The organism is Subtercola boreus (assembly GCF_003399625.1).
Taxonomy (GTDB): Bacteria; Actinomycetota; Actinomycetes; order Actinomycetales; family Microbacteriaceae; genus Subtercola; species Subtercola boreus_C.
Map to the genome: position 1 here is coordinate 52,321 of NZ_NBXA01000006.1, position 21,951 is coordinate 74,271.

A 21,951-nucleotide genomic window follows, 5' to 3' on the forward strand; every position below is an offset into this window, starting at 1 on the left:
CGTCTTGCTCCCTTCCCGGATTCCCCTGATCGCGACCGCCGTGTGCGCAACACTGCTCGTCGTCGCGCCTGTCGCCTTCTCCACGTCGCTCGTTCAGGCGCTGCCGACGGATCGCACCTCCGACGACGGTCAGCAGGTGGTCGTTGTCTCCTCCATTTCCGGGGTAGACGGCCAGTCCCACGATGTGGGCGTCTCGACGACAGGAACAGTGACGATCGATGTCACGTAGAACCCTCCGCCGCCGGATGCTCGTGGGCGGCCTGATCGCGGCGTCGGTCGTCGGCCTCTGCCCCCTTCCGCTTTCTGCATCTGCGACCGCAACGGGGAAGTGCATCTGGTACGACTTCGATGTCCAGCCGACGACGCCGGGTTCACCGCGGGCTCCGCTGGAGGACTGTGCGCTGCACCCGGAGTGGCCGGCGGAGGCGTCGTACTACTGGGACAAAGAGAAGACGGTCATTTTCGAGCCGAGGACCCAGCAGTTCGACTACTCGGCTTTCAGCCAGCTGAACCCCTTCACGGGCGTCGGCTACAGCTTCCGCAAAGCGAACGAACTGTTCCCCGACACTTCCGACGACGCGCACGCCCGTGTCGCGATGGAGTATGCGCAGATGTCCCTGACTCCGAAGGCTCGCGCGCTCGAACAGCGGCGGGGGGTGACGACCGGTGACATCTGCCAGGTCGTCCCGATGCTGTGGTCAGACAACGAGATCAAAGACTGGAACAGCTACGCCATGCTCCCTCCGAGCCCCCGTCCGGACGGCAGGACGGGCACGTACACCTACAGCCTCTCCACGACCCTGACAGCTGAGCAGCGCGCTGTCATCGCAAGGGGACTGGTTGACTTCGCAAACATGATCGACGGGAGCAGGCAGCCCCGGCTGGTCGAGTGGGAGAGTGGCGATCTCAACCCGCCGGTGATCACGTTCACCAATGCCCCAGGTGGGTTCGATGACCCCGATCGCGTGGCCCAGGCGTTGGCGGTTCGGAACGACAACGGCCGGGACGGGTTGTCCCGCTGGGTCAACGGGAATGTCGAGTTCAGGGACAAGCCAGGATCCCTCTCGTCGTGGACTGTGATACATGAGATTCTCCACGTGTATGGTTTCGGGCATCTCGGACCGTCCCGGGACCTCCAAGTGATGTCGGCGGTGGGTCCCACCCCCGATGACCTGAACCGGGGACGGTGGAGCGGAGATCAGCCACCAGCAGTCAACAACGGGGCCGACGCATGCACGAAGGTGGGCGTCGATGCCGCGGCAGCACCCCAATAGTCGCCGGATGCCCGGGAGTCCGGGGAGCGGCTCAACGCCTGCTGGCGCCGAAACCTTCGACGTGTGCCTGAAGCAGGCGCTCCGGACATACTGAGCCTCACCGCTCGGAGGGCGGTCAGGCTGTGCCGGTCGTCACCCGTTCTGGGGGGTGCCGACCGGCGTAATGATTCCGGGGCTTCTGACTCTCTTCTTCTCGAGGGCATGTCGCCCACCATGAATGAGGATGCTCGTGCTTCGTAATCGAATTCCCTGGCTCGCCACTGCGGCCTGCGCCACCCTGCTTCTCGCCGCACCGGCCGTGTTCCAGGCCTCCGCTGCCCTGCCGCTGCCGCCGGACCGCACCTATCACGATGTGCTCGAGTACGCCGGGCCGACTCTGGCCGGAGCGGGCACGTCTGTGTCGATCTCGGGGGATGGCCGCTACACGGTCTTCGACTCCGTCGACAGACTGACGACCGATGCGGTCGGTGACCAGAAGCACGTGTACCGCCGCAGTACCTCCGACGGCTCGCTGCAGTTGGTCTCGACGCATTCGCGCACCGACGGGGACGACGGGGCGTCGTTCGGGGCCTCGATCTCGGCCGACGGCCGCTTCGTCGTCTTCACCACCACTGATCGCAAGGTGCTCCCCACCGACCCGGGCGGCGCGAGGCAGATCGTGCTGAAGGACATGGACACGGGAAAGATCACCTGGGTGTCGTCGCATCGCAGCACGGCCGCTGCCGACGCCCTCGCCGTGCGGGATGCCGGAAACTCGTCCCCCGTCATCTCGGCCGACGGGCAGCACGTCGCGTTCGTCTCGAGCATGCCCGGGGTGAACACCGTGGGCGGACCGACGACCGGGGTCGGCAACGTGGAGATCTTCGATGCCGCGACCGGAGACGTCACCAACGTGACATCCGGGGTCACAGACGCCGGTGCTGTCGTGGCGGCCCACGGATCGAGCGGACAGCCGGCCCTGTCGGCCGATGGCCGCTTCGTCGTCTTCACCTCCGACGCCGACAACCTCGGTGTCGCGGCGACGACGCCCGCACCGGCGGCGACGCCGGGCGCGCGCCTGAACCACGTCTACCGGCTCGACCGCACCACCGGTACGAAGAAGCTGGTCAGCGTCTCGGCCTCAGACACCGTTGCCGATCTCACGAAGACCGACGGCCACTCCCACTCCCCGTCCATCTCGGCTGACGGCACCGTCGTGGGCTTCATCTCCGACGCCACAAACCTGGTGCCGAGCGGAGATGTGCCGAAGACCACTCACCTGCCGGATGCGTACGTGCGCGACTTCTCCACAGGGCAGACCCATCGCGTGTCGCTGATGCTGAACGACGTGGCCGCACCCGACCACAAGGACTCGACGGGCGTCATGCCCTCCACCATGCGGACGCGGTACTGGCGCGAGGCGGTCGGCGGGGCATCCGGGATCGCCGTCTCGGCTGACGGCCACAGCGCGCTGCTCACCTCGATCAGTCCCCTCGTCTGGATCTCGGGCGAGTGCTACAGCTGCCAGAAGTTCGTCGACGACAATGACGCGCTCGACCTCTACCGGGTGTCGCTGTCAGACGACGGCCACCCCGACGACATGCAGCCGGTCTCAGTGCGTCGAAACACCCAGGACGGCACGACGGATGCCCGCAACATGCAGACCGTCGTGCTGTCGAACACGGGGGAGGGTGACTCCATCGCCGACGGCACAACGCCGATGACGGCGGACGGACGCATCGTCGTCTACGGTTCGCTCGCCGACAACCTCCGCGGTTGGGACTCCACGCGATGGGTGATCGCTGGCGACATGGGTTTCCTGCCCCAGAAGGCGCCTGATCCCCACGAGACCGAGGCGCACAACGCCTCCCTCCTCACGGTGCCCCACTACCTCGACGGAGGCTACCCGGGAAGCTCGGAGCCGCGCGTGCGCATGTTCCTCAGCAACACGAACGCCTTCGACATCCGGCTCGCCGTGCCGCCGGCCACCCGCGCGGCTCTCAGCCAGCACCCCACCGACCGTGTCGACTACGAGACGCGTCACTCGGCGCTCCCGATCCTGAGCGAGCAGCCGGCGCTCACCTCGGCCAGCAGCTTCCTGGCGCCCTCCGCTCTGGGCAGCGGGGCTTCCGGCGTGGTCTACGGACTGAGCGTCACAGCGAAGTCAGCCGGCAGCGCGGTCGTCGTTCTCGGATTCGACCACCTCGACCTCGTCAGCGAGGCCAGCGTGCCGACCGGGTGGAAGCGCGCGAAGGACGACGTGGCACACACCCTGACCTACACGAACACGCACCTCTCGGCGGGGGACGCCGCAGACTTCTCGCTGCACCTGAAGCAGAACGATGCCGACAAGGCGCCCACGGCCTCGGTGCAGGTCATCGCCAACGGCACCCGGACGCTCGCCTCGGCAGACGTTCGTCCGGCCGCGCCGACCTGCCGTACCTCGGCCGTCAAACAGGTCGTCGTCGCCGGGCTCGCCACGCCGATCCGCGATGCGCAGTGCCTCGCCCCCGGTTCGACGCTCAGCGTCACGGCCGACCACGGCTCGGCTTCGGTCAGCGCGGCGGGGGTGCTGACCTACACTCCGGATGCTGCCTACCGCGGTGATGCGGGCATCCGGGCGGTCGCGACCGATGCGGCCGGCCGCACGAGCCTCCCCTCCGTGGTGACTGTCGCGGTCGGGGCTCCGGCTGTCGCCGCCGACGACCACTACGCGACCGCAGCTGGTGTCGTGCTGACGGTGGATGCGGCCCACGGCCTGCTCGCCAACGATGTCTTCCCGACGATGGCCTCGCCCTGGCACATCAACGAGGGCTACCCGCCCGCCCACGGCACGGTCGTCATCGACGACAACACCGGTTCGTTCCGGTTCACGCCCGAAGCGGGTTTCACCGGCCAGGTCAGCTTCCGCTACCAGGCCCAGGCCCGCGATGCGGGCGTCACAACCACAGGAACGGTGACCATCGATGTCAAGTAGAACTCTTCGAGCCGCAGGCGTGGTCGCGGGGGCGCTCGTGCTGCTGCTCAGTGGCCAGTCGGTAGCCCATGCCGGCGTGGCCGACGGCGAGTGCAAGCTGGGCGAGACCCGGTTCCTGGAAGGGGAGCCCGGTTGGTCGCAGTCTGTGTCCCAGGTCTGCGGCGGCAACTTCACCTGGAATACGGAGGCGACCTATTACTGGACAGATGACACGAAGGTCATCTGGGAGCCGTGGGAGGACAACTTCGACTATTCGTTCTTCAGCGATCTGGACCCGTTCAAGGTCGACAGCTACAGCTTCCGCAAGGCCAACGAGCTCTTCCCCGACACGTCGGATCGCGAGAAGGCGCTCGCCAAGAGCCAGTATGCGATGAGCGCCATGTCTGCGAAGGCGCGCGCGATCGAATCACGGGGAAACGTCAAGAATGACGACATCTGCCTCGTCGCCCCGGAACGCTACTCAGATGCAGAGATCGCCGCAAATACTGGATGGTTGCCTCCACAGCCCACCCCTGACGGATCGGTCGGCACCTACACCTACAGCCTCGCGAACAACCTCTCGGCGGAGCAACGGGCGGTGGTGTTGGCGGGGCTCGCGACCTTCGACGAGGCCCGAAGCGGAAGTCAGCAGCCGAAGATGGTCGAATGGCAGCCGGGCAGTGCCGTGCCGCCCGTGATCACCTTTCAGAGCTTTCCAGAGGGTGTCACGTTCGCGGACGAAAGGTATGCAGACGTCTTTCCTCTGAAGCTTGATGCGGGCCGCGACGGTCTTCAACGATTGGTGTCCGGCCAGATCAGACTCACGCCCGAAGCAGACAACCTGTCGGAGTGGGTGATCGTGCATGAGCTCCTCCATGCGTATGGTTTTCGGCACAACCCGGATGTCACCGACGACGAGCTGATGTCGCCGAGCCGCACGAACGGATGGGTGCACAACTCTTGGAGCATGACCAGTGAGGACACTCCAAAGGGTCATGCCAAGGTCGACAGCTGCACCAAGGCGGGCATCGAGGCCGCCTCCGCGCCCAGGTAGCAGCCCCGGTCAGCGCCGCTGCATCAGGTCGAGCAGCTGGTCGGCGAGCCGCACCAGTTGCTCGATCTCGTTGTCGTCGCGGTCGACCCAGCGGCACTCGGGGTCGGGGGCGACGGGCACGAACGCCGAGTGCTGCTCCCAGACCACGAGGGTGCGCTCGGCGCCGAGTACGTACTGCTGCCACCAAACCTGCCGGAGGTAGTGCCGGGGGATCGAGCGCCACGCCTTGTTGGTGGTCTTGATCTCGGCGAGCTCGGTGTCACCCGTGGACGGGTTCACCGCGATGCCGTCGGGCGTGGCGAGGTGCAGGGGCCGCCCGTGCGCGTGGAACAGCGTCGTCGACGGCTCGATTCCGTAGTGTCGGCGCACCCACCCGGCGAGAACCGGCTCACGCACACGGCCGTGGTCGGTGTAGACGTTGCCGCCGAAGTTGTTGCCGTTGATCTTGTCGTAGGCGGTGTTCTCGACCGACTTGCGGGTCGTGAGACGCGCGGCGTCCGTCGCCGTGACGCCGCGGCTGCGGGCCCGGATCCACGCCACTCTGTCGTTCGAGTCGGCGACGATGCGCGACAGATGTGCGGGTGGGGTGGCAGCGACCGGCTCGTCTTCCTCCCACGGGAAGGTCAGTGTCAAGGCGGTCGTCACTGAACCATTGTCCTCCCGTTCTGCTGAGAGGATGGAACCAACACAGCAAGGGAGCTCCATGCGTATTGCAGTCACCGGCGGTTCGGGAAAACTGGGCCGCACCGTCGTCGAACAGTTGTCGGCAGCAGGGCATGAGGTGTTCAACCTGGATGTCGCGGGCAGCCGCGACACGAGCATCCGTGTCGACTTCACTGACTACGGCCAGACGATCGATGCGCTGCTCGGCGTGAACGACCGGCATGCGGGTCTGGATGCTCTGGTGCACCTTGCCGCGATCCCGGCCCCGGGCATCCTGAGCGACGTCGCGACCTTCGACAACAACATGCTGTCGACCTTCCACGTGCTGCACGCGGCACGACGGGCCGGCATCAAGAACATCGTCACCGCGTCGAGCGAGACGGTGCTCGGCCTGCCGTTCGACACCCCGCCGCCCTACATTCCTGTCGATGAGGAGTACCCGGCGCGCCCGGAGAGCGTCTACTCGCTCACGAAGCACCTCGAGGAACAGCTCGCGATCGAACTGACCCGGTGGGACGAGGAGCTGAAGATCGTCGCACTGCGCTTCTCCAACGTGATGTACCCGGCCGACTACGCCGAGTTCGCGTCGTTCGATCAGGATGCCCGCCTTCGCAAATGGAACCTCTGGGGCTACATCGACTCCCGTGACGGGGCCCAGGCCGTCGAGAGGGCTCTCGAGTGGGAGGGCCGGGGATTCGAACGATTCATCATCGCCGCCGCCGACACGGTGATGACCCGCAGCAACGCCGAACTGGTGGCGGAGGTCTTCCCCGACACTCCCCTCCGCGGCGAGCTGGGCGAGAACACCACGCTGCTCTCCATCTCGAAGGCGAGGCGCGTACTCGGCTACGATCCGGAGCACAGCTGGCGGGATGCCCGCTGAGCCAGCCGTGGCAGACTCACAGGGTTGGTGTAGACGGCTCATAGCTGGGTCATAGGAACCTGAGAATACTGGGGGGTGTGACCATAGAAAACTCAAGGCTCCCGTCCAGTTCGTCCGCGTCGACGGCCCTCCGGCCGAGGCTGTCCCGCGCGGACGGATCGCCGGTGCGTGCGCTGGTCGTCGACGACGAGCCGACGCTCACCGACCTGCTCTCGATGGCGCTCCGCTACGAGGGCTGGGACGTGAAGACCGCGAGCGATGGTCGCACCGCCGTGACCATGGCGCGCGAGTTCAAGCCCGACGTCATCGTGCTCGACGTGATGCTGCCCGACATCGACGGCCTGGCCGTGCTGAACCGGGTGCGGGCCGACGGCGCCGAGGTGCCGGTGCTGTTCCTCACCGCGAAGGACTCGCTCGACGATCGTATCGCCGGCCTGACCGCAGGCGGCGACGACTACGTCACGAAGCCGTTCAGCCTCGAAGAGCTCGTCGCGAGGCTTCGCGGGCTGCTCCGCCGGTCGACCGTGCTGGTCACGGATGCCGTCGATCCCGAGGTCGTCGTGGGCGATCTCGTGCTCAACGAGGACAGCCACGAGGTGCGCCGGGGCGACGACGAGATCGAGCTCACCGCCACCGAGTTCGAGCTTCTGCGTTTCCTCATGCGGAACCCCCGCCGCGTACTGAGCAAGGCCCAGATCCTCGACCGGGTGTGGAGCTACGACTTCGGCGGCCGCTCGAGCGTCGTCGAGATCTACATCTCCTACCTCCGCAAGAAGATCGACGCCGGCAAGTCGCCGATGATCCACACGGTGCGCGGCGCCGGGTACATGCTGAAGACCGCTCCGTGACCCTCCGTCGCCGACTGATCCTGAGCGTCGCCGCCCTCATCGCCATGCTGGGCCTCGCGATCGGGCTTGTCTCGACGCTGACGCTGAACGGCGTGCTGGTCAGTCGGTTGGATGCCCAACTGCCCGGTGGCGGAGGCTCGAGTGGCGCATCCGCACCCCCCAGCGGCGGCTACACGCTGCAGTTGCGCAACAACGACCCCTCGACTTTCCTCGAACGCCAGCCCGTGGGCACCGTCGGGCTCATCAGCTCCGCCGGAATCGTCGTGACGTCGGGAGCCGTGGTCTCTACGGGATCGGACACGACGGGCGGCTTCGACAACACCTCGATCGCCACGCTGTCGGCGGTTCAGATCGCGCAGCTGGTCGCCGTGCCGACGTCGGCGAACCCGGTGACCGTCGATCTCGGCGGCAGTCTCGGCCAGTACCGGGTCGTCTCGCTGGTGACCACGAACGGGGCGTCCGTCGTGCTCGGCGTCTCGCTCGCCTCCGTGCAGGCCACGATCGCCCAGCAGGCCCTGATCACCGTGATCATCACCGTCGTGGGGCTGCTGCTCGCCGTCGCGATCGGTGGGTTGATCATCCGGTTCGCCCTCCGTCCGCTGCAGCGGGTCGCCGAGACTGCAGCTCACGTTGCCGAACTGCCGCTCGATCGCGGCGAGGTCGCGCTCGCCGTGCGGGTGCCCGAGCGGGACACGAACCCGAAGACCGAGGTGGGGCGCGTCGGTTCTGCCCTGAACCGGATGCTCGAACACGTCGCCTCGGCGCTGACCTCCCGGCAGCAGAGCGAGGACAAGGTGCGGCAGTTCGTCGCCGACGCCAGTCATGAGCTCCGCACGCCGCTGGCGTCGATCCGGGGCTACGCCGAGCTGACCCGGCGGGGAAGCCACGAGCTGCCCGATGATGTCACCCATTCGCTCGGCCGCATCGAGTCGGAGGCGAAACGCATGACCAGCCTCGTCGAAGACCTGCTGCTGCTGGCCCGGCTCGACTCGCGGCCCGACATCGCGAGGGAGACCGTCGACCTCACGCTGACCCTCGTTGACGCGGTGAGCGACGCGCACGTGACCGGGCGGGACCACGACTGGGTCCTCGACCTCCCGGAGGAGCCCGTCGAGATCGTCGGCGACGCGCCCCGGATCTACCAGATCACCGCGAATCTTCTGGCGAATGCGAGGGTGCACACGCCTCCCGGCACTCATGTGACCGCCGGGTTGGAGTCGATCACGGTCGGCGGCCGAGCGTTCGCGGTCATCAGCGTGACCGACGACGGCCCGGGAATCGACCCGGCGCTGATGCCGACCCTGTTCGAACGGTTCGTGCGGGGCGACGTCTCGCGCTCGCGGCATGCGGGCAGCACGGGGCTCGGCCTGGCCATCGTGCACGCGGTGGCGGAGGCGCACGGCGGATCCGTGACAGTCGAGAGCGCGCCGGGACGCACCGCGTTCCGCATCCTGCTGCCGGTGGCCGGTGTGCCGCAGCCGACTCCGCACGCGGCCACCCCGGCATAAATCGCGGTCGGTGCGGGTTCTCTCCCACATGACCGATCTGATTCAGGATGTTCGTGCCCAGCTCGATTCCTACCGCGAGGCGCGTCGACGTTTCGTCACAGGCGCGCAGGGCAACCTCGCACTGGTGAACACGGAGTGGATCGTGGGCGACCCGTCGGAGGGCCAGCGTGCGTTCGGCGTGCCGGGACTCTGGTTCCCGCTCCCGGCGGGCGAGTCGGGGCTCCGGCTCGAGGCCGCTGCGGGCGACGGTATCCGGGTCGACGGAGTGCTCGTCGACGGGAGCGTCGTCGTGGCGGGCCAGGATGCGGAACGGCCATCCGAGGTGCGCTTCAGCGACACCGTGACGGGCTACGTCATCGCCAGCGAAGAGGACACCTACGCCCTCCGGGTCTGGGATGCGGAATCGGAGGGCAATCGCGAGTTCGGCAGCATCGAGGCGTTCGACTTCGACCCGGACTGGGTCGTGCAGGCGGCCTTCACTCCCATCGAGGGCGGCCGCGCGATCGGTGTGGAGCACCTGAAGGACAACGGTGTGACCCGCGAACGTGTCGTTCCGGCCGAGATCACCTTCACAAAAGACGGCATCGACTTCTCGCTCACAGCATTCGAGGACAACGGCAACCTGTTGCTCGTCTACAGCGACGCCACGAGCGGCGACTCGACCTACGGTGTGGGTCGCTTCATGAAGCTGGTTCCGGATGCCCGCCAGGGCGGCAGCGGACCGGGAACGGTGACCCTCGACTTCAACCGCGCGTATCTGCCGCCGTGTGCGTTCTCGTACCACTTCAACTGCCCCATGCCGCCGTTGGAGAACCGCCTGAGGGTGCCGGTCGAGGCCGGTGAGAAGAACGTTCTGAACACGTCGGGCGGCCTTCTGCACTGACTGTGGGTGCGCCGGGGTCTCGGCACCCAGCCGGAGGTGCGACGATAGGGGAGTGAGCTTTTCTCCGCACGAGATCCCCAAGCCGATCCTCAGCCAGCACTGGCGCAACGTCACCTTCCTGCACTGGCGCATCCCCACGGCCGACGCCGCATCTCTGATGCCGCCGGGCGTCGTGCCGGACGAGTTCGACGGCAGCTCATGGGTGGGTCTCGTTCCCTTCACCCTCCGCAACACGCGGTTCGGTGCGTCACCGGCCGTTCCCTACGTCGGCACCTTCCACGAGACGAACGTGCGGCTGTACGCGAGAGATCGCCAGGGGCGCCAGGGTGTGGTCTTCCTCTCGCTCGAGGCCGAGCGCCTGGCAGCGGTGGTGGGCGCGCGCGTGGCCTTCGGCATCCCCTACGTGTGGTCGCACATGCGCGTGCGCGAGACGGCGGGCACGCTCGTCTACACCTCGAGGCGGCACACCACGCCCCGGGGGGAGGTCGATTCTGCGGTGTCGGTGCGACCCGGCGCGAGGATCGAGCATCCGGATGCCCTCGCCGACTTCCTCACCGCCCGTTGGGCCCTCTTCTCGAAGCACCTCGGCCAGACCCTCCACATGCCGAACCGGCACCAGCCGTGGGCACTCCAGGAGGCCGAGCTGCTGGACTTCTCCGACACCCTCCTCACCCGTGCCGGTCTCCCCGGTGTGGCCAACCGGCCGCCGGATTCCGTGCTGTTCTCCCCCGGAGTGGACTCGGTGTTCGGCAAGCCGACCCGCCTGTGATACTGTTGTCAAAGCCAAAGACCGCTGGTCATCGGTGTGCGCCCATCCGTGGGAACGCACCGGTCAAAGTTTCGCTCACGCGAGGCCCGCGCAGGTGTTCGAAGTCCGGCCTGTGATTCGTTTCGGGCCTTCAGCTCCGCACTCCTGTGCCGGAGCTTTTTTTGTGGGTTTTTCCGGGGCTGCCAGCAAATTTTTGCAGTATTAGTATCCACAAGGAGCGCCATGGCGAACAAAGAAGCCACGGTTGCCGAACTCTCCGATCTTTTCGAGAGCTCGACGGCCGTACTGCTTACTGAGTACCGCGGTCTCACTGTTGCGCAGCTGACAAGCCTGCGCCGTTCCATCAGTGAGCACGCCACCTACGCCGTGGTAAAGAACACGCTGACCAAGATTGCGGCCAACAAGGCCGGTATCAGCTCGTTTGACGACGAGCTGGTTGGTCCTTCCGCACTCGCTTTCGTTCACGGTGACCCCGTGAGCGTTGCAAAGGCTCTGCGCGACTTTGCCAAGGCAAACCCTCTTCTGACGGTGAAGGGCGGTTACTTCGACGGTAACCCGCTGACCGCCGAAGAGGTCAACAAGCTCGCCGACCTCGAAAGCCGGGAGGTGCTGCTGGCGAAGTTCGCCGGTGCCGCCAAGGCCTCGCTGTTCGGTGCCGCCTACCTGTTCACCGCGCCGATGTCGAAGGCCGTTCGCACGGTCGAGGCACTGCGCGAAAAAGTATCTACACAAGGAGAGTAAACAATGGCAAAGCTGTCAAACGACGAGCTCATCGACGCCTTCAAGGAGCTCACGCTCATTGAGCTCAGCGAGTTCGTGAAGAAGTTCGAAGAGGTCTTCGAGGTCACCGCTGCGGCCCCCGTCGCCGCTGCCGGTGCCGCTGGCCCCGCCGCCCCCGCCGAAGAGGTCGAGGAGAAGACGTCGTTCGACGTCATCCTCGAGGCCGCTGGCGAGAAGAAGATCCAGGTCATCAAGGAGGTGCGTTCGATCACCAGCCTCGGCCTCGGTGAGGCGAAGGCACTCGTTGACGGAGCACCCAAGCCGGTTCTCGAAGGCGTCAACAAGGAAGCTGCCGACAAGGCAGTCGAGCAGCTCAAGGCTGCCGGAGCGACCGTTACCCTCAAGTAACTCTCGTTCAGGCTTTACACAAAGGGCATTCCGGCTTCGGTCGGGATGCCCTTTGTTCATGCGGATGGTCGCGCTCTCATTTGTGTGGGATAGTTCAGGTAACGATTGTGTATCTGCGGTGAAGAATCCTCTCCACCAGCTTGCCCCGAACGTATCGGCCGCCTAGTGTTTGTCACTGGAAGCGCTTGCTACCGCTCGAGACGAGCACGGCCTGCGCAGTCACAGCACTCAAAGAGGAGAAGAAAATGAGGCTTGCCCTGAATCGTCGGGTCACCATCCCGCTCGCCGTCCTGGCCGTCACCGGACTGGCGCTCACAGGTTGCTCATCCAGCGACCCCAACGACCCCAACGCTGCTGGCGCATCGACGGCTGCTGCCGTCGGCACTGCAGACGGCGTCGTGAACATCACCGGCACCATCGTCGGTGACGAGGCCGTCAAACTGAACCAGTCCTGGGCCGACTGGTCCAAGGCCAACAACATCACCATCAACTACACCGGTGACAAGGACTTCGAGAAGAACATCGGCATCAAGGTGCAGGGCAACGACCTGCCCGACCTCGCCATCTTCCCGCAGCCGGGCCTGCTCGACGACACCATCAAGTCGGGCAAGGTGCAGAAGGCCACCGACTCGCTCACTGCCATCATCAAGAAGAACTGGTCCGAGGACTGGGCGAACTACGGAGCCGTCGACGGCACCCAGTACGCCGCGCCCCTGATGGCCAGCGTCAAGGGCTACATCTGGTACTCGCCGGCCAAGTTCAAGGAGTGGGGCGTCGAGGTCCCGAAGACCTACGACGACCTCGTCGCGCTCGCCAAGACCATCCAGCAGAAGACGGGCACCCCCTCCTTCTGCGCGGGCTTCAACTCGGGCGACGCCTCGGGCTGGCCGGGAACGGACTGGATCGAAGACCTCGTGCTTCGCCAGTCGGGCACCGACACCTACGACAGCTGGGTGAAGGGCGACACGAAGTTCACCGACCCGAAGATCAAGAGCGCGTTCGACGAGGTCGGCAAGATCCTCCTCGACCCGACACTGGTCAACGCTGGATACGGTGACGTGAAGTCGATCAACTCCACCGCCTTCGGTGACGTCGCGACGCCGGTTGCCAACGGCACCTGCCCGATGACCCACCAGGCCTCGTTCTTCGATGGCTTCATCACCGGAGTCAAGAACGCTGCGGGCAACACCGCGACGGTCGCACCCGACGGCGACGTCTGGGCCTTCCTCACCCCGCCCATCGACGCCTCCAAGGGCGAAGCGGTCACCGGTGGTGGCGAGATGGTCGGCGCGTTCTCGAACGATGCCGACACCCAGAAGGTGCAGGAGTACCTCGCGTCGAGTGACTGGGCGAACAGCCGCGTCAAGCTCGGTGGTGTGATCAGCGCGAACAAGGGTCTCGACCCGGCCAACGCCTCGAGCGACATCCTGAAGGCCTCGATCAAGATCCTGCAGGACCCGGCGACCACGTTCCGTTTCGATGCTTCCGACCTCATGCCGAAGGCAGTCGGCTCGGACAGCTTCTGGAAGGGAATGGTCGACTGGATCGACGGTAAGAGCACCGACGACGTGCTGACCGAGATCCAGGCCGGCTACACCTCCTAGGGCATACCGGTTCGCAAGAAGGTCACGTCGACGCAGCTGTCGGCGTGACCTTCTTGCACCCTCTCCATCCGTCCCATTCCTGAAAGGGTTCGCATGTCCGGTTTCTTCCGGTGGCTCGCTGGGCTTCCGCCTCTCGCCCAGATCCCCATCATCATCCTTGCCTTCGTCGCGGTCATCGCGATCGTGCTCTTCCTGGTCGAGATAGCGCCGCGACGTGGCCTCCGCTATACGATCATCCGTCTCGCCGTCTGCGTGCTGGTGCCGTTCGGTGCGCTGGTGTTCTTCGGCATCTACAACTCGGCGATCTGGATCGCGGCTGTCGCCGCCGTGCTCGGCGGGATCTTCTTCCTGATCGACTACCGTTCGCGCCAGGGCGCGGGCTACCTCTTCCAGCTCATCGCCTTCATGGCGCCGGCGTTCATCCTGCTCATCATCGGGCTCGTCTACCCGACGATCAAGACCGCGGGTGCTGCCTTCATGAGCAACGACGGTTCGAGGTTCGTCGGCATCGACAACTTCTCCTGGCTGTTCTCGAGTGCAGATGGGCTCACCGCCTTCCTCAACACGATCGTCTGGGTGCTGATCGCGCCGATCGCCTCGACGGTCTTCGGCCTCGCCTACGCGTACTTCATCGACAAGAGCCGCGGGGAGAAGTTCTTCAAGGTGCTCGTCTTCATGCCGATGGCGATCTCGTTCGTCGGCGCGTCGATCATCTTCCGTTTCTTCTACGACGTGCGCCAGGGCGACTCGCAGATCGGCCTGCTCAACCAAATCGTCATCTGGTTCGGCGGACAGCCGGTCGACTGGCTGGGTGCACAGCCCTGGAACACCCTGTTCCTCGTCGTGGTGCTCATCTGGACGCAGACCGGTTTTGCCATGGTCGTGCTCTCCGCCGCCATCAAGGGCGTGCCGCAGGAGCAGAACGAAGCGGCGTCGATCGATGGCACGAATGCCTGGCAGGCCTTCATCAATGTCACGGTTCCGGGCATCCGCTCGTCACTGATCGTCGTGCTGACGACCATCTCGATCGCCTCTCTCAAGGTCTACGACATCGTGAGTGCCATGACCGGCGGTCGCAATGACACCACCGTGCTCGGTTTCGAGATGGTGCGCCAGTTCCAGCTCGGCAGCCGTGACGGCTACAGTTCGGCCCTCGCCGTCGTGCTGTTCCTGCTCGTGCTGCCGATCATCGTCTTCAACGCACGCCAGATCAAGAACCAGAGGGAGATCCGATGAGCGCCGTAGCTCCGATTGATATTCCGTTCGACAAGTCGACGAGCCGGCAGCTCGCCCGCGGAGAGGCCGTCATCGAGACGACCAGCCGCAAGGCGAAGAAGCGGATGACGTCGAGAGGTGCGACCACGGCCGCCCTCATCATCGCCATCGTCTGGACGATCCCGACCCTCGGCCTGTTCATCTCCTCGTTCCGCCCGGGAGCCGACATCAAGACCACGGGCTGGTGGACGATCTTCACCAACCCGGCGTTCACGCTGGACAACTACGCTGCAGCACTGAACGCCGGCAACGCCCTCTCCCTTGGGCAGGCCTTCCTGAACTCGCTGGTGATCACCCTCCCGGCCACGATCATCCCGATCGTTGTCGCGAGCCTGGCGGCCTACGCCTTCGCGTGGATCGACTTCAAGTTCAAGAACGCCATCTTCATCGGGGTGTTCGCGCTGCAGATCGTGCCGATCCAGATGGCGCTCGTGCCCCTGCTGACGCTGTTCTCCGACGGTGTGAAGATCGGTGGGTTCTACGTGCTGCCGGGTCTCAACCTGAACGGCGTGCCCGACAGCTTCGCGAAGGTGTGGATCGCGCACGCGATCTTCGCCCTGCCCCTCGCGATCTTCCTGCTGCACAACTTCATCTCGGAGATCCCGTCCGAGGTCATCGAGGCGGCACGGGTCGACGGCGCCGGTCACGGCCAGGTCTTCTTCCGCATGATCATTCCGTTGGCGATGCCGGCGATCGCCTCGTTCGCGATCTTCCAGTTCCTCTGGGTCTGGAACGACCTGTTGGTGGCGACCATCTTCACGTCGGGTGGCAACCTTCCGATCACCAAGGCGCTGCAGGATCTGTCCGGGTCGTTCGGCCAGTCGTGGGAGCTCCTCACGGCGGGGGCGTTCATCTCGATCCTGGTTCCGCTCATCGTGTTCTTCGCCCTGCAGCGATTCTTCGTGCGGGGACTCCTCGCCGGAGCGACGAAGGGCTGATCCCTCCTCTCCTCCACAACCGCCACGCGGGCCCCTTCTCTGCACAGCTTGTGCGAGCGGGGGCCTTCGTGTTTTCAGCGCACGTACAGTGGGAACATGAGTGGTGTCGGAGTGCGAGGTGGGGGCGGTCGCCCCATGATGGGCGGCGGTGACGCCGACGCTCAACGGGCCCGGAACGCCGACGCGCCCAAGGTCGAGAATCTGTTCGGGCGGATCGTCGACCTGTTCCGCCCCTTCCGGCGCCCGATCATCCTGACCGTGGTGCTCGTACTTGTCTCCGCGGCGGTCTCGGTGATTCCGCCGCTGCTCACCCAGCAGGCCTTCGACCGGGGGCTGTTCCCCGCGGGATCGGGCCCGAACGTGCCCGTGCTCGCCGAGATCGTCGGTGTGATGATCGTGCTCTACGTGGCGTCGAGTCTCATCGGGGTCTGGCAGGCCTACCTCACGGCGACGGTGGGCAACAAGGTGATGGGCTCGATGCGGGTGCGTCTCTTCACCCATCTGCAGCGCATGGAACTGAGTTTCTTCACCAAGACGAAGACCGGGGTCATCCAGTCCCGCCTGCAGAACGATGTCGGCGGTGTTGCGGCAGTGCTCACCAACACGATTTCGAGTGTGCTCGGCAATACGGTGACGGTCATCGCGGCATTCGTGGCGCTGATCCTGCTGAACTGGCAGCTCACGATCGTGGCTGTCGTGCTCATGCCGATCCTCGTCATCGCGCAGCGACGGGTGGGCCAGGTGCGGGCACGCATCGCCACGAAGACGCAGGAGTCGCTGAGCGACATGACGGCGATCACGCAGGAGACGCTGAGCGTCTCGGGCATCCTGCTCGCCAAGAGCTTCAACCAGCAGCAGACCGAGATCGGCCGCTACTCCGCCGAGAACGACAATCAGGTGTTCCTGCAGGTGCGCCAGCAGATGAGCGGCCAGTGGTTCTTCGCGATGGTGAGTATCTTCCTCTCCAGCATCCCGGCGATCGTCTACCTCGTGGCCGGCTTCCTGCTCGGCAACGGTGCCACCGACATCACGGCCGGAACCATCGTCGCGTTCACGACGGTGCAGGCGCGGCTGCTGTTCCCGCTGCTCGGGCTGCTCCGGGTTGCGCTCGACCTGCAGACGTCGGGGGCTCTCTTTGCGCGCATCTTCGAGTACCTCGACCTGAAGCCCGCCATCGCGGACCGGCCGGGCGCCCGGGTGTTGCCGGAGGCCCGTGCGGCCGGGCGCGTGCAGTTCGACGAGGTGGTCTTCCGCTACGCAGATGCGTCGCCCGAGTCGCGGCCAACTCTCGGCGGTGTCTCCTTCGACATCGAGCCGGGCCAGTTCGCCGCCTTCGTCGGCCCCTCGGGTGCTGGCAAGACCACGGTGTCGTACCTCATTCCCCGGTTCTACGAGGCGACGGGCGGGCGGGTGCTGTTCGACGGCATCGATGTGCGCGACCTCACACAGGAGTCGCTGGTGGCCCACCTCGGCATCGTGAGCCAGGAGACGTACCTGTTCCACGCGACGATCGCGGAGAACCTCCGTTACGCGAAGCCGACGGCCAGCCAGCAGGAGCTCGAGGCTGCGGCGGTGCTGGCGAACATCCACGACCGCATCGTGAGCTTCGACGACGGCTACGAGACGATGGTCGGGGAGCGCGGATACCGGCTCTCGGGCGGAGAGAAGCAGCGCATCGCGATTGCCCGCGTGCTGCTGAAGAACCCCGCCGTGCTCATTCTCGACGAGGCGACCAGCGCCCTCGACTCCATCTCCGAGAGGGTCGTGCAGAATGCTCTCGACACAGCGTCGCGCGGCCGCACCACCATCGCCATCGCTCACCGACTGTCCACTGTGGTGAAGGCAGACGTCATCTTCGTGGTCGAAGACGGGCTCATCGTGGAGCGAGGCACGCACGCCGAGCTCCTGGCCCGGGGCGGCGCCTATTCGAACCTGTACAGCGAGCAGATCTCGGCGGGCGCCCTGTGAGCGGCCTGAGGGCGGCCGGGGCTCTGACGGCACTTCCGGTAACGACGGCAGACTCCGGTAACACGGCAGACGTCGCTGGTAGGTTGAACGGGTGAAATACGCACAGACAGTCCTCGACCTCGTCGGAAACACCCCGCTCGTCCGCCTCAACACGGTCACCGACGGCATTGCGGCGACGGTGCTCGCGAAAGTGGAGTACCTCAACCCCGGCGGCTCGTCGAAAGACCGGATCGCCACGAGGATCGTCGACGCGGCAGAGCGCGAGGGCCTGCTGAAGCCCGGCGGCACCATCGTCGAACCCACCTCCGGCAACACCGGCATCGGCCTCGCGCTCGTGGCCCAGCAGCGCGGCTACCGGTGCGTCTTCGTGCTGCCCGACAAGGTGGGCGAGGACAAGCGCAACGTGCTCCTGGCCTACGGCGCCGAGATCGTCGTCACACCGACCGCCGTGGCTCCCGAAGACCCGGAGTCGTACTACTCGGTGAGCGACCGTCTGGCGCGGGAGATCCCCGGCGCGTTCAAGCCGAACCAGTACTCCAACCCGAACGGTCCGCTCAGCCACTACGAGACCACCGGCCCCGAGATCTGGCGCGACACCGAGGGCAAGGTGACCCACTTCGTGGCCGGCGTCGGCACCGGCGGCACCATCAGCGGTGTCGGAAAGTACCTCAAAGAGGTGTCTGGCGGCACGGTTCAGATCATCGGAGCCGACCCGGAGGGGTCGGTCTACTCGGGCGGCACCGGCCGGCCCTACCTCACAGAGGGTGTCGGCGAGGACTTCTGGCCGACCGCCTACGACCCGAGCGTGGTCGACAGCATCATCGCTTCGAGCGACGCCGAGTCGTTCGAGCTGACCCGTCGCCTCGCCCGCGAGGAGGGCCTGCTCGTCGGCGGTTCCAGCGGGTTGGCGGTCTCCGTCGCGCTCAAGGCGGCCCGTGACCTGCCCGCCGACGCCGTGGTCGTCGTGCTGCTGCCCGACGGGGGTCGCGGCTACCTCGGCAAGATCTTCAACGACAAGTGGATGCGCTCCTACGGGTTCACCAGCGAATCGAGCGAGAGCACCGTTCGCGACCTCATCGGTGCGAAAGACGGATCCCTGCCTGCCCTTGTGCATGCGCATCCGAGCGACACCGTGCACGACGCGATCGAGATCATGAAGACCTACGGGGTGTCGCAGATGCCGGTGCTGACTGCGGAACCGCCCGTGGTGATGGGCGAAGTCGTCGGTTCGCTGAACGAGGAGGCTCTGCTCGAACACCTCTTCAGCGGCGCTGCGGCCATGGGAGACACGGTCGGCACCTTCCAGGGAGCCTCGTTCCCTTTGATCGGCATCAACGAGTCCGTCGCCGCGGCGCGACAGTTCCTCGGTTCGGCGTCGGCGCTGATGGTGACCGACGAGGGAAAGCCTGTCGCCGTGATCACCCGGCAGGACCTGCTCAGTTTCCTGAGCGCCTGACCGCCGGGCAGGCCTACCCCACGCCAGACTGACCCGCCGGGCCGGCCGGCCTGCGCGCCTCAGCCTGACCGAAACCTGAACCCCCACGAATAATCGCGCCCACCCGAGCGTTAGGAATGCCATGCCACGCAAACAGCACTTCGAGACCACAGCCATCCACGCCGGGCAGGAGTTCGACCCCACCACAGGTGCGATCATCCCGCCGATCTACCAGACCTCCACGTTCGTGCAGGACGGAATCGGCGGTTTCCGGGGCGGCTACGAGTACGCCCGTGGCGGCAACCCCACGCGTACGTCGCTCGAGACGCTGCTCGCCGCGCTCGAAGGCGGAAAGCACGCGTTCTCGTTCTCGTCCGGGCTGGCGGCGGAGGATGCCCTGCTCCGGGCGGCGCTCGAACCGGGCGACCACGTGGTGCTCGGCAACGACGTCTACGGCGGTACCCACCGCCTGATCAACACGATCCACAAGAAGTCGGGCATCCTGAACGACACCGTCGAGATGATGGACCTGCACGCCGTGCAGAAGGCCGTCGTGCCCGGCAAGACGAAGATCCTCTGGCTCGAGACGCCGAGCAATCCGCTGATGAAGATCAGCGACATCGGGGAACTCGCCGAGATCGGGCACGCGGCCGGGGCTCTGGTCGTCGTCGACAACACCTTCGCCTCGCCCTACCTGCAGAAGCCGCTCTCGCTCGCAGCCGACGTGGTCATCCACTCGACGACCAAGTACCTCGGCGGCCACTCCGACGTGCTCGGCGGTGCAGTCGTGCTGAACGACGAGGAGTTGGCGTCGAAGGTCGGGTTCCAGCAGTTCGCCGCGGGCGCGGTCTCCGGGCCGATGGATGCCTGGCTCACCGTTCGCGGGATCAAAACGCTCGCCGTGCGGATGGACAGGCACAGCGCCAATGCGCAGGCCATCGCCGAGCACCTGGTCGGGCATCCGGCGCTGGAGCGCATCTACTACCCGGGCCTCGAGACGCACCCGGGACACGAGTTGGCGAAGACCCAGATGTCGGGTTTCGGCGGAATGATCTCGCTCGGGTTGAAGGCGGGCCCGAAGGCCGCGCGCAGGTTCGCCGAGTCGACCAAGGTCTTCCAGCTCGCGGAATCGCTCGGCGGGGTGGAATCGCTCATCGGCTACCCCAGCGAGATGACGCACGCGTCCGTCAAGGGCACCGCGCTCGAGGTTCCCGAGAACATCATCCGGCTCTCGGTGGGAATCGAGAACGTGGATGACCTGATCGACGATCTCGATCGGGCACTGCCCCGGCGCTGATCCCGGCTGCCGCGGCGGCGGGCGTCAGAGGTCGGCGTCGCCGTACGTAGACTCGTCGCTGTTGCGGCCGGACGACGCGCTGTCGGCGGCGTCGTCCTCGGGGTTCGCTTCGTCCTGCTTGTAGAAGATCTGCTTCTCGTCGACAGGGTCGGCGGTGCCGGCCGCGGACTCTTCCTCCTCGGCCTCCTTCCGCGCGGTGAATGCCTCCTGGCCGGGCACGTGGCGTGCCTCGTCGGGGAACTCGCTTGCCAGGAAGCCGGGGATGTCGCCCATGATCTGTCTCCTTTGCGGGGTCACCCCACCGTAGGCCGACCTCCTCCGGCTCACAACCCACCCGCCCCCGCCCCGCACCCCTGCCTGCCTGCCTGCCCCGCATGGCGTTCCGCGCCCGTTTGTCGCTTCCGCCACTGTGCGCGGAGGCGCGGAAGCGACAAAGATGCGCGGAACCGAAGGGGTGCGGGGCGGAGTGCGGTGAGGCGATCAGGCCGAGCGGGTGAGCCAGGCCGCCGCGCCGAGGAGGGGAGCGTCGTCGAGCAGTCGCGAGGCGGCGAGCTCGAGGCGGGCAGCGCAGGCGGGATCGGCTTCGGCGACTCCTGCCCGGAAGCCGGGCTCGAACAGGTCCCACGAGCGTGAGATCGAGCCCCCGGCCACCAGCACACTGGCCTCGAATGCGGCGAGCCACGGGCCGAGGCAGCGTCCGAGCGCGAAGAAAGCATGCTCGAGCACCCTGGTCGCGGCCGCATCGCCGGCGCGCATCCGGCCGGCGATCTCCTTCACGCTGGTCGTCTCGCCGGTCTCCCGGGCGAAGGCGGCGACGATCGCTCGGGTCGAGACCGTGTCCTCCAGGGGGCCGCCATCGACCTCGAGGAGGTGCACAGTGCCGTTCGTCGGTACGTCGGCGCGGTGCTTGATGGGGGTGCCGTGGTCGAGGAATGTGCTGCCGACGCCGGTGCCGAGCGTGATGCAGACGGCGCGATCGTGGCCGGAGGCTGCCCCGAACATCCATTCGCCGATGCCGTAGGCGCTCGCATCGTGCACGAATCGCACGGCAGACGGTTCTGCACCGAGCCGGGCGGCGAGCTCCCCGCGGATGTCGACCCCGGAGAGATTCTCGAACTTCGCGACGTTCTCGAAGGTGCCCACCCCGCGCTCATAGTCGAACGGGTCGGGCATCGCGATGGCCCAGGCCGCGTCGGCACGGGCGTCACCACCCGCTTGGGCGACGGCGTCGCGGCAGGCGGATGCCCAGATGTCGAGGATCTCCGTGCCTGCCCCGTGGGGGTCGGTGTCGGCGCCCGCCGACGCGACGACGCGGGCGCTGCTGCCGTGCATCCCGACAACGGCCGCGGTGATGTGGCTGCCACCGATGTCGGCGACGGTGACGAGCCGGGGCGCACCGCCGTCATCCTGCTCGGAGGGAGCCGTGTCGGCCAGCGGGAGGGGAGCGTCGTCGTTCACCTCTCGACTCTAGCCGCAGTGCGTGAGCTGG

General features: G+C 66.3%; 20 protein-coding genes. 17 read left to right on the forward strand and 3 right to left on the reverse strand.

Annotated features, from left to right (window positions below; translation table 11 throughout):
• Window positions 1-4 precede the first annotated feature (4 nt).
• The 4 genes from B7R21_RS03335 (at window position 5) to B7R21_RS03350 (ending at window position 5,263) form a co-directional block, all read left to right on the forward strand.
• Entirely contained in the window at window positions 5-229 is a 225-nt protein-coding gene (locus B7R21_RS03335) for a hypothetical protein (protein WP_116281838.1), read from the forward strand.
• 16 nt (window positions 230-245) lie between these two features.
• Window positions 246-1,274, forward strand: a complete 1,029-nt coding sequence (locus tag B7R21_RS03340; RefSeq protein ID WP_116281839.1) for a hypothetical protein — start codon at window positions 246-248, stop codon at window positions 1,272-1,274.
• A gap of 229 nt (window positions 1,275-1,503) precedes the next feature.
• Window positions 1,504-4,230 carry an Ig-like domain-containing protein gene (locus B7R21_RS03345; RefSeq protein WP_172592032.1) on the forward strand — a complete coding sequence of 909 codons (2,727 nt, stop codon included), beginning with the start codon at window positions 1,504-1,506 and terminating at the stop codon, window positions 4,228-4,230.
• Window positions 4,220-5,263 (forward strand): hypothetical protein, encoded by a 1,044-nt coding sequence (locus B7R21_RS03350; RefSeq protein ID WP_147305789.1) that lies wholly within the window; start codon window positions 4,220-4,222, stop codon window positions 5,261-5,263. Before B7R21_RS03345 ends, B7R21_RS03350 begins: the two co-directional genes overlap by 11 nt.
• Before the next feature lie 9 nt (window positions 5,264-5,272).
• Here B7R21_RS03350 and B7R21_RS03355 read toward each other — a convergent pair whose 3' ends face one another.
• A complete protein-coding gene (locus B7R21_RS03355) occupies window positions 5,273-5,908 on the reverse strand; it encodes a YqaJ viral recombinase family protein (RefSeq protein ID WP_253259613.1) in 636 nt (211 codons plus the stop codon).
• Between the two features lie 58 nt (window positions 5,909-5,966).
• Here B7R21_RS03355 and B7R21_RS03360 point away from each other — a divergent pair, with 58 nt between their 5' ends.
• The 13 genes from B7R21_RS03360 (at window position 5,967) to B7R21_RS03420 (ending at window position 20,462) form a co-directional block, all read left to right on the forward strand.
• Window positions 5,967-6,809, forward strand: coding sequence for an NAD-dependent epimerase/dehydratase family protein (locus B7R21_RS03360; protein WP_116281843.1), 843 nt, complete (start codon window positions 5,967-5,969; stop codon window positions 6,807-6,809).
• Window positions 6,810-6,892: 83 nt separating this feature from the next.
• Window positions 6,893-7,657 carry a response regulator transcription factor gene (locus B7R21_RS03365; protein WP_172582171.1) on the forward strand — a complete coding sequence of 255 codons (765 nt, stop codon included), beginning with the start codon at window positions 6,893-6,895 and terminating at the stop codon, window positions 7,655-7,657.
• A complete protein-coding gene (locus B7R21_RS03370) occupies window positions 7,654-9,165 on the forward strand; it encodes a sensor histidine kinase (RefSeq protein ID WP_253259614.1) in 1,512 nt (503 codons plus the stop codon). Before B7R21_RS03365 ends, B7R21_RS03370 begins: the two co-directional genes overlap by 4 nt.
• A gap of 28 nt (window positions 9,166-9,193) precedes the next feature.
• Window positions 9,194-10,048, forward strand: a complete 855-nt coding sequence (locus tag B7R21_RS03375) for a DUF1684 domain-containing protein (RefSeq protein ID WP_116281845.1) — start codon at window positions 9,194-9,196, stop codon at window positions 10,046-10,048.
• Between the two features lie 52 nt (window positions 10,049-10,100).
• Complete coding sequence (locus B7R21_RS03380; RefSeq protein WP_116281846.1) at window positions 10,101-10,817, forward strand: YqjF family protein; 717 nt, start codon at window positions 10,101-10,103, stop codon at window positions 10,815-10,817.
• A 222-nt stretch (window positions 10,818-11,039) separates the two neighbouring features.
• A complete protein-coding gene (rplJ, locus tag B7R21_RS03385; RefSeq protein ID WP_116281847.1) occupies window positions 11,040-11,558 on the forward strand; it encodes a 50S ribosomal protein L10 in 519 nt (172 codons plus the stop codon).
• A gap of 3 nt (window positions 11,559-11,561) precedes the next feature.
• A complete protein-coding gene (gene rplL, locus B7R21_RS03390) occupies window positions 11,562-11,945 on the forward strand; it encodes a 50S ribosomal protein L7/L12 (RefSeq protein WP_116281848.1) in 384 nt (127 codons plus the stop codon).
• Window positions 11,946-12,190: 245 nt separating this feature from the next.
• Complete coding sequence (locus B7R21_RS03395) at window positions 12,191-13,549, forward strand: ABC transporter substrate-binding protein (RefSeq protein ID WP_116281849.1); 1,359 nt, start codon at window positions 12,191-12,193, stop codon at window positions 13,547-13,549.
• A gap of 93 nt (window positions 13,550-13,642) precedes the next feature.
• On the forward strand, window positions 13,643-14,785 hold the full coding sequence (locus B7R21_RS03400) for a carbohydrate ABC transporter permease (RefSeq protein ID WP_116281850.1): 1,143 nt from the start codon (window positions 13,643-13,645) through the stop codon (window positions 14,783-14,785).
• On the forward strand, window positions 14,782-15,762 hold the full coding sequence (locus B7R21_RS03405; RefSeq protein ID WP_116281851.1) for a carbohydrate ABC transporter permease: 981 nt from the start codon (window positions 14,782-14,784) through the stop codon (window positions 15,760-15,762). Before B7R21_RS03400 ends, B7R21_RS03405 begins: the two co-directional genes overlap by 4 nt.
• 96 nt (window positions 15,763-15,858) lie before the next feature.
• Window positions 15,859-17,730, forward strand: a complete 1,872-nt coding sequence (locus B7R21_RS03410) for an ABC transporter ATP-binding protein (protein WP_116281852.1) — start codon at window positions 15,859-15,861, stop codon at window positions 17,728-17,730.
• Window positions 17,731-17,821: 91 nt separating this feature from the next.
• Window positions 17,822-19,186, forward strand: coding sequence for a cystathionine beta-synthase (locus B7R21_RS03415; RefSeq protein ID WP_116281853.1), 1,365 nt, complete (start codon window positions 17,822-17,824; stop codon window positions 19,184-19,186).
• 121 nt (window positions 19,187-19,307) lie between these two features.
• Window positions 19,308-20,462 (forward strand): cystathionine gamma-synthase, encoded by a 1,155-nt coding sequence (locus B7R21_RS03420; protein ID WP_116281854.1) that lies wholly within the window; start codon window positions 19,308-19,310, stop codon window positions 20,460-20,462.
• 24 nt (window positions 20,463-20,486) lie between these two features.
• Here B7R21_RS03420 and B7R21_RS03425 read toward each other — a convergent pair whose 3' ends face one another.
• Window positions 20,487-20,735, reverse strand: a complete 249-nt coding sequence (locus B7R21_RS03425; protein WP_116281855.1) for a hypothetical protein — start codon at window positions 20,733-20,735, stop codon at window positions 20,487-20,489.
• 207 nt (window positions 20,736-20,942) lie between these two features.
• Complete coding sequence (locus tag B7R21_RS03430) at window positions 20,943-21,920, reverse strand: ROK family protein (protein WP_116281856.1); 978 nt, start codon at window positions 21,918-21,920, stop codon at window positions 20,943-20,945.
• Between the last annotated feature and the right edge of the window lie 31 nt (window positions 21,921-21,951).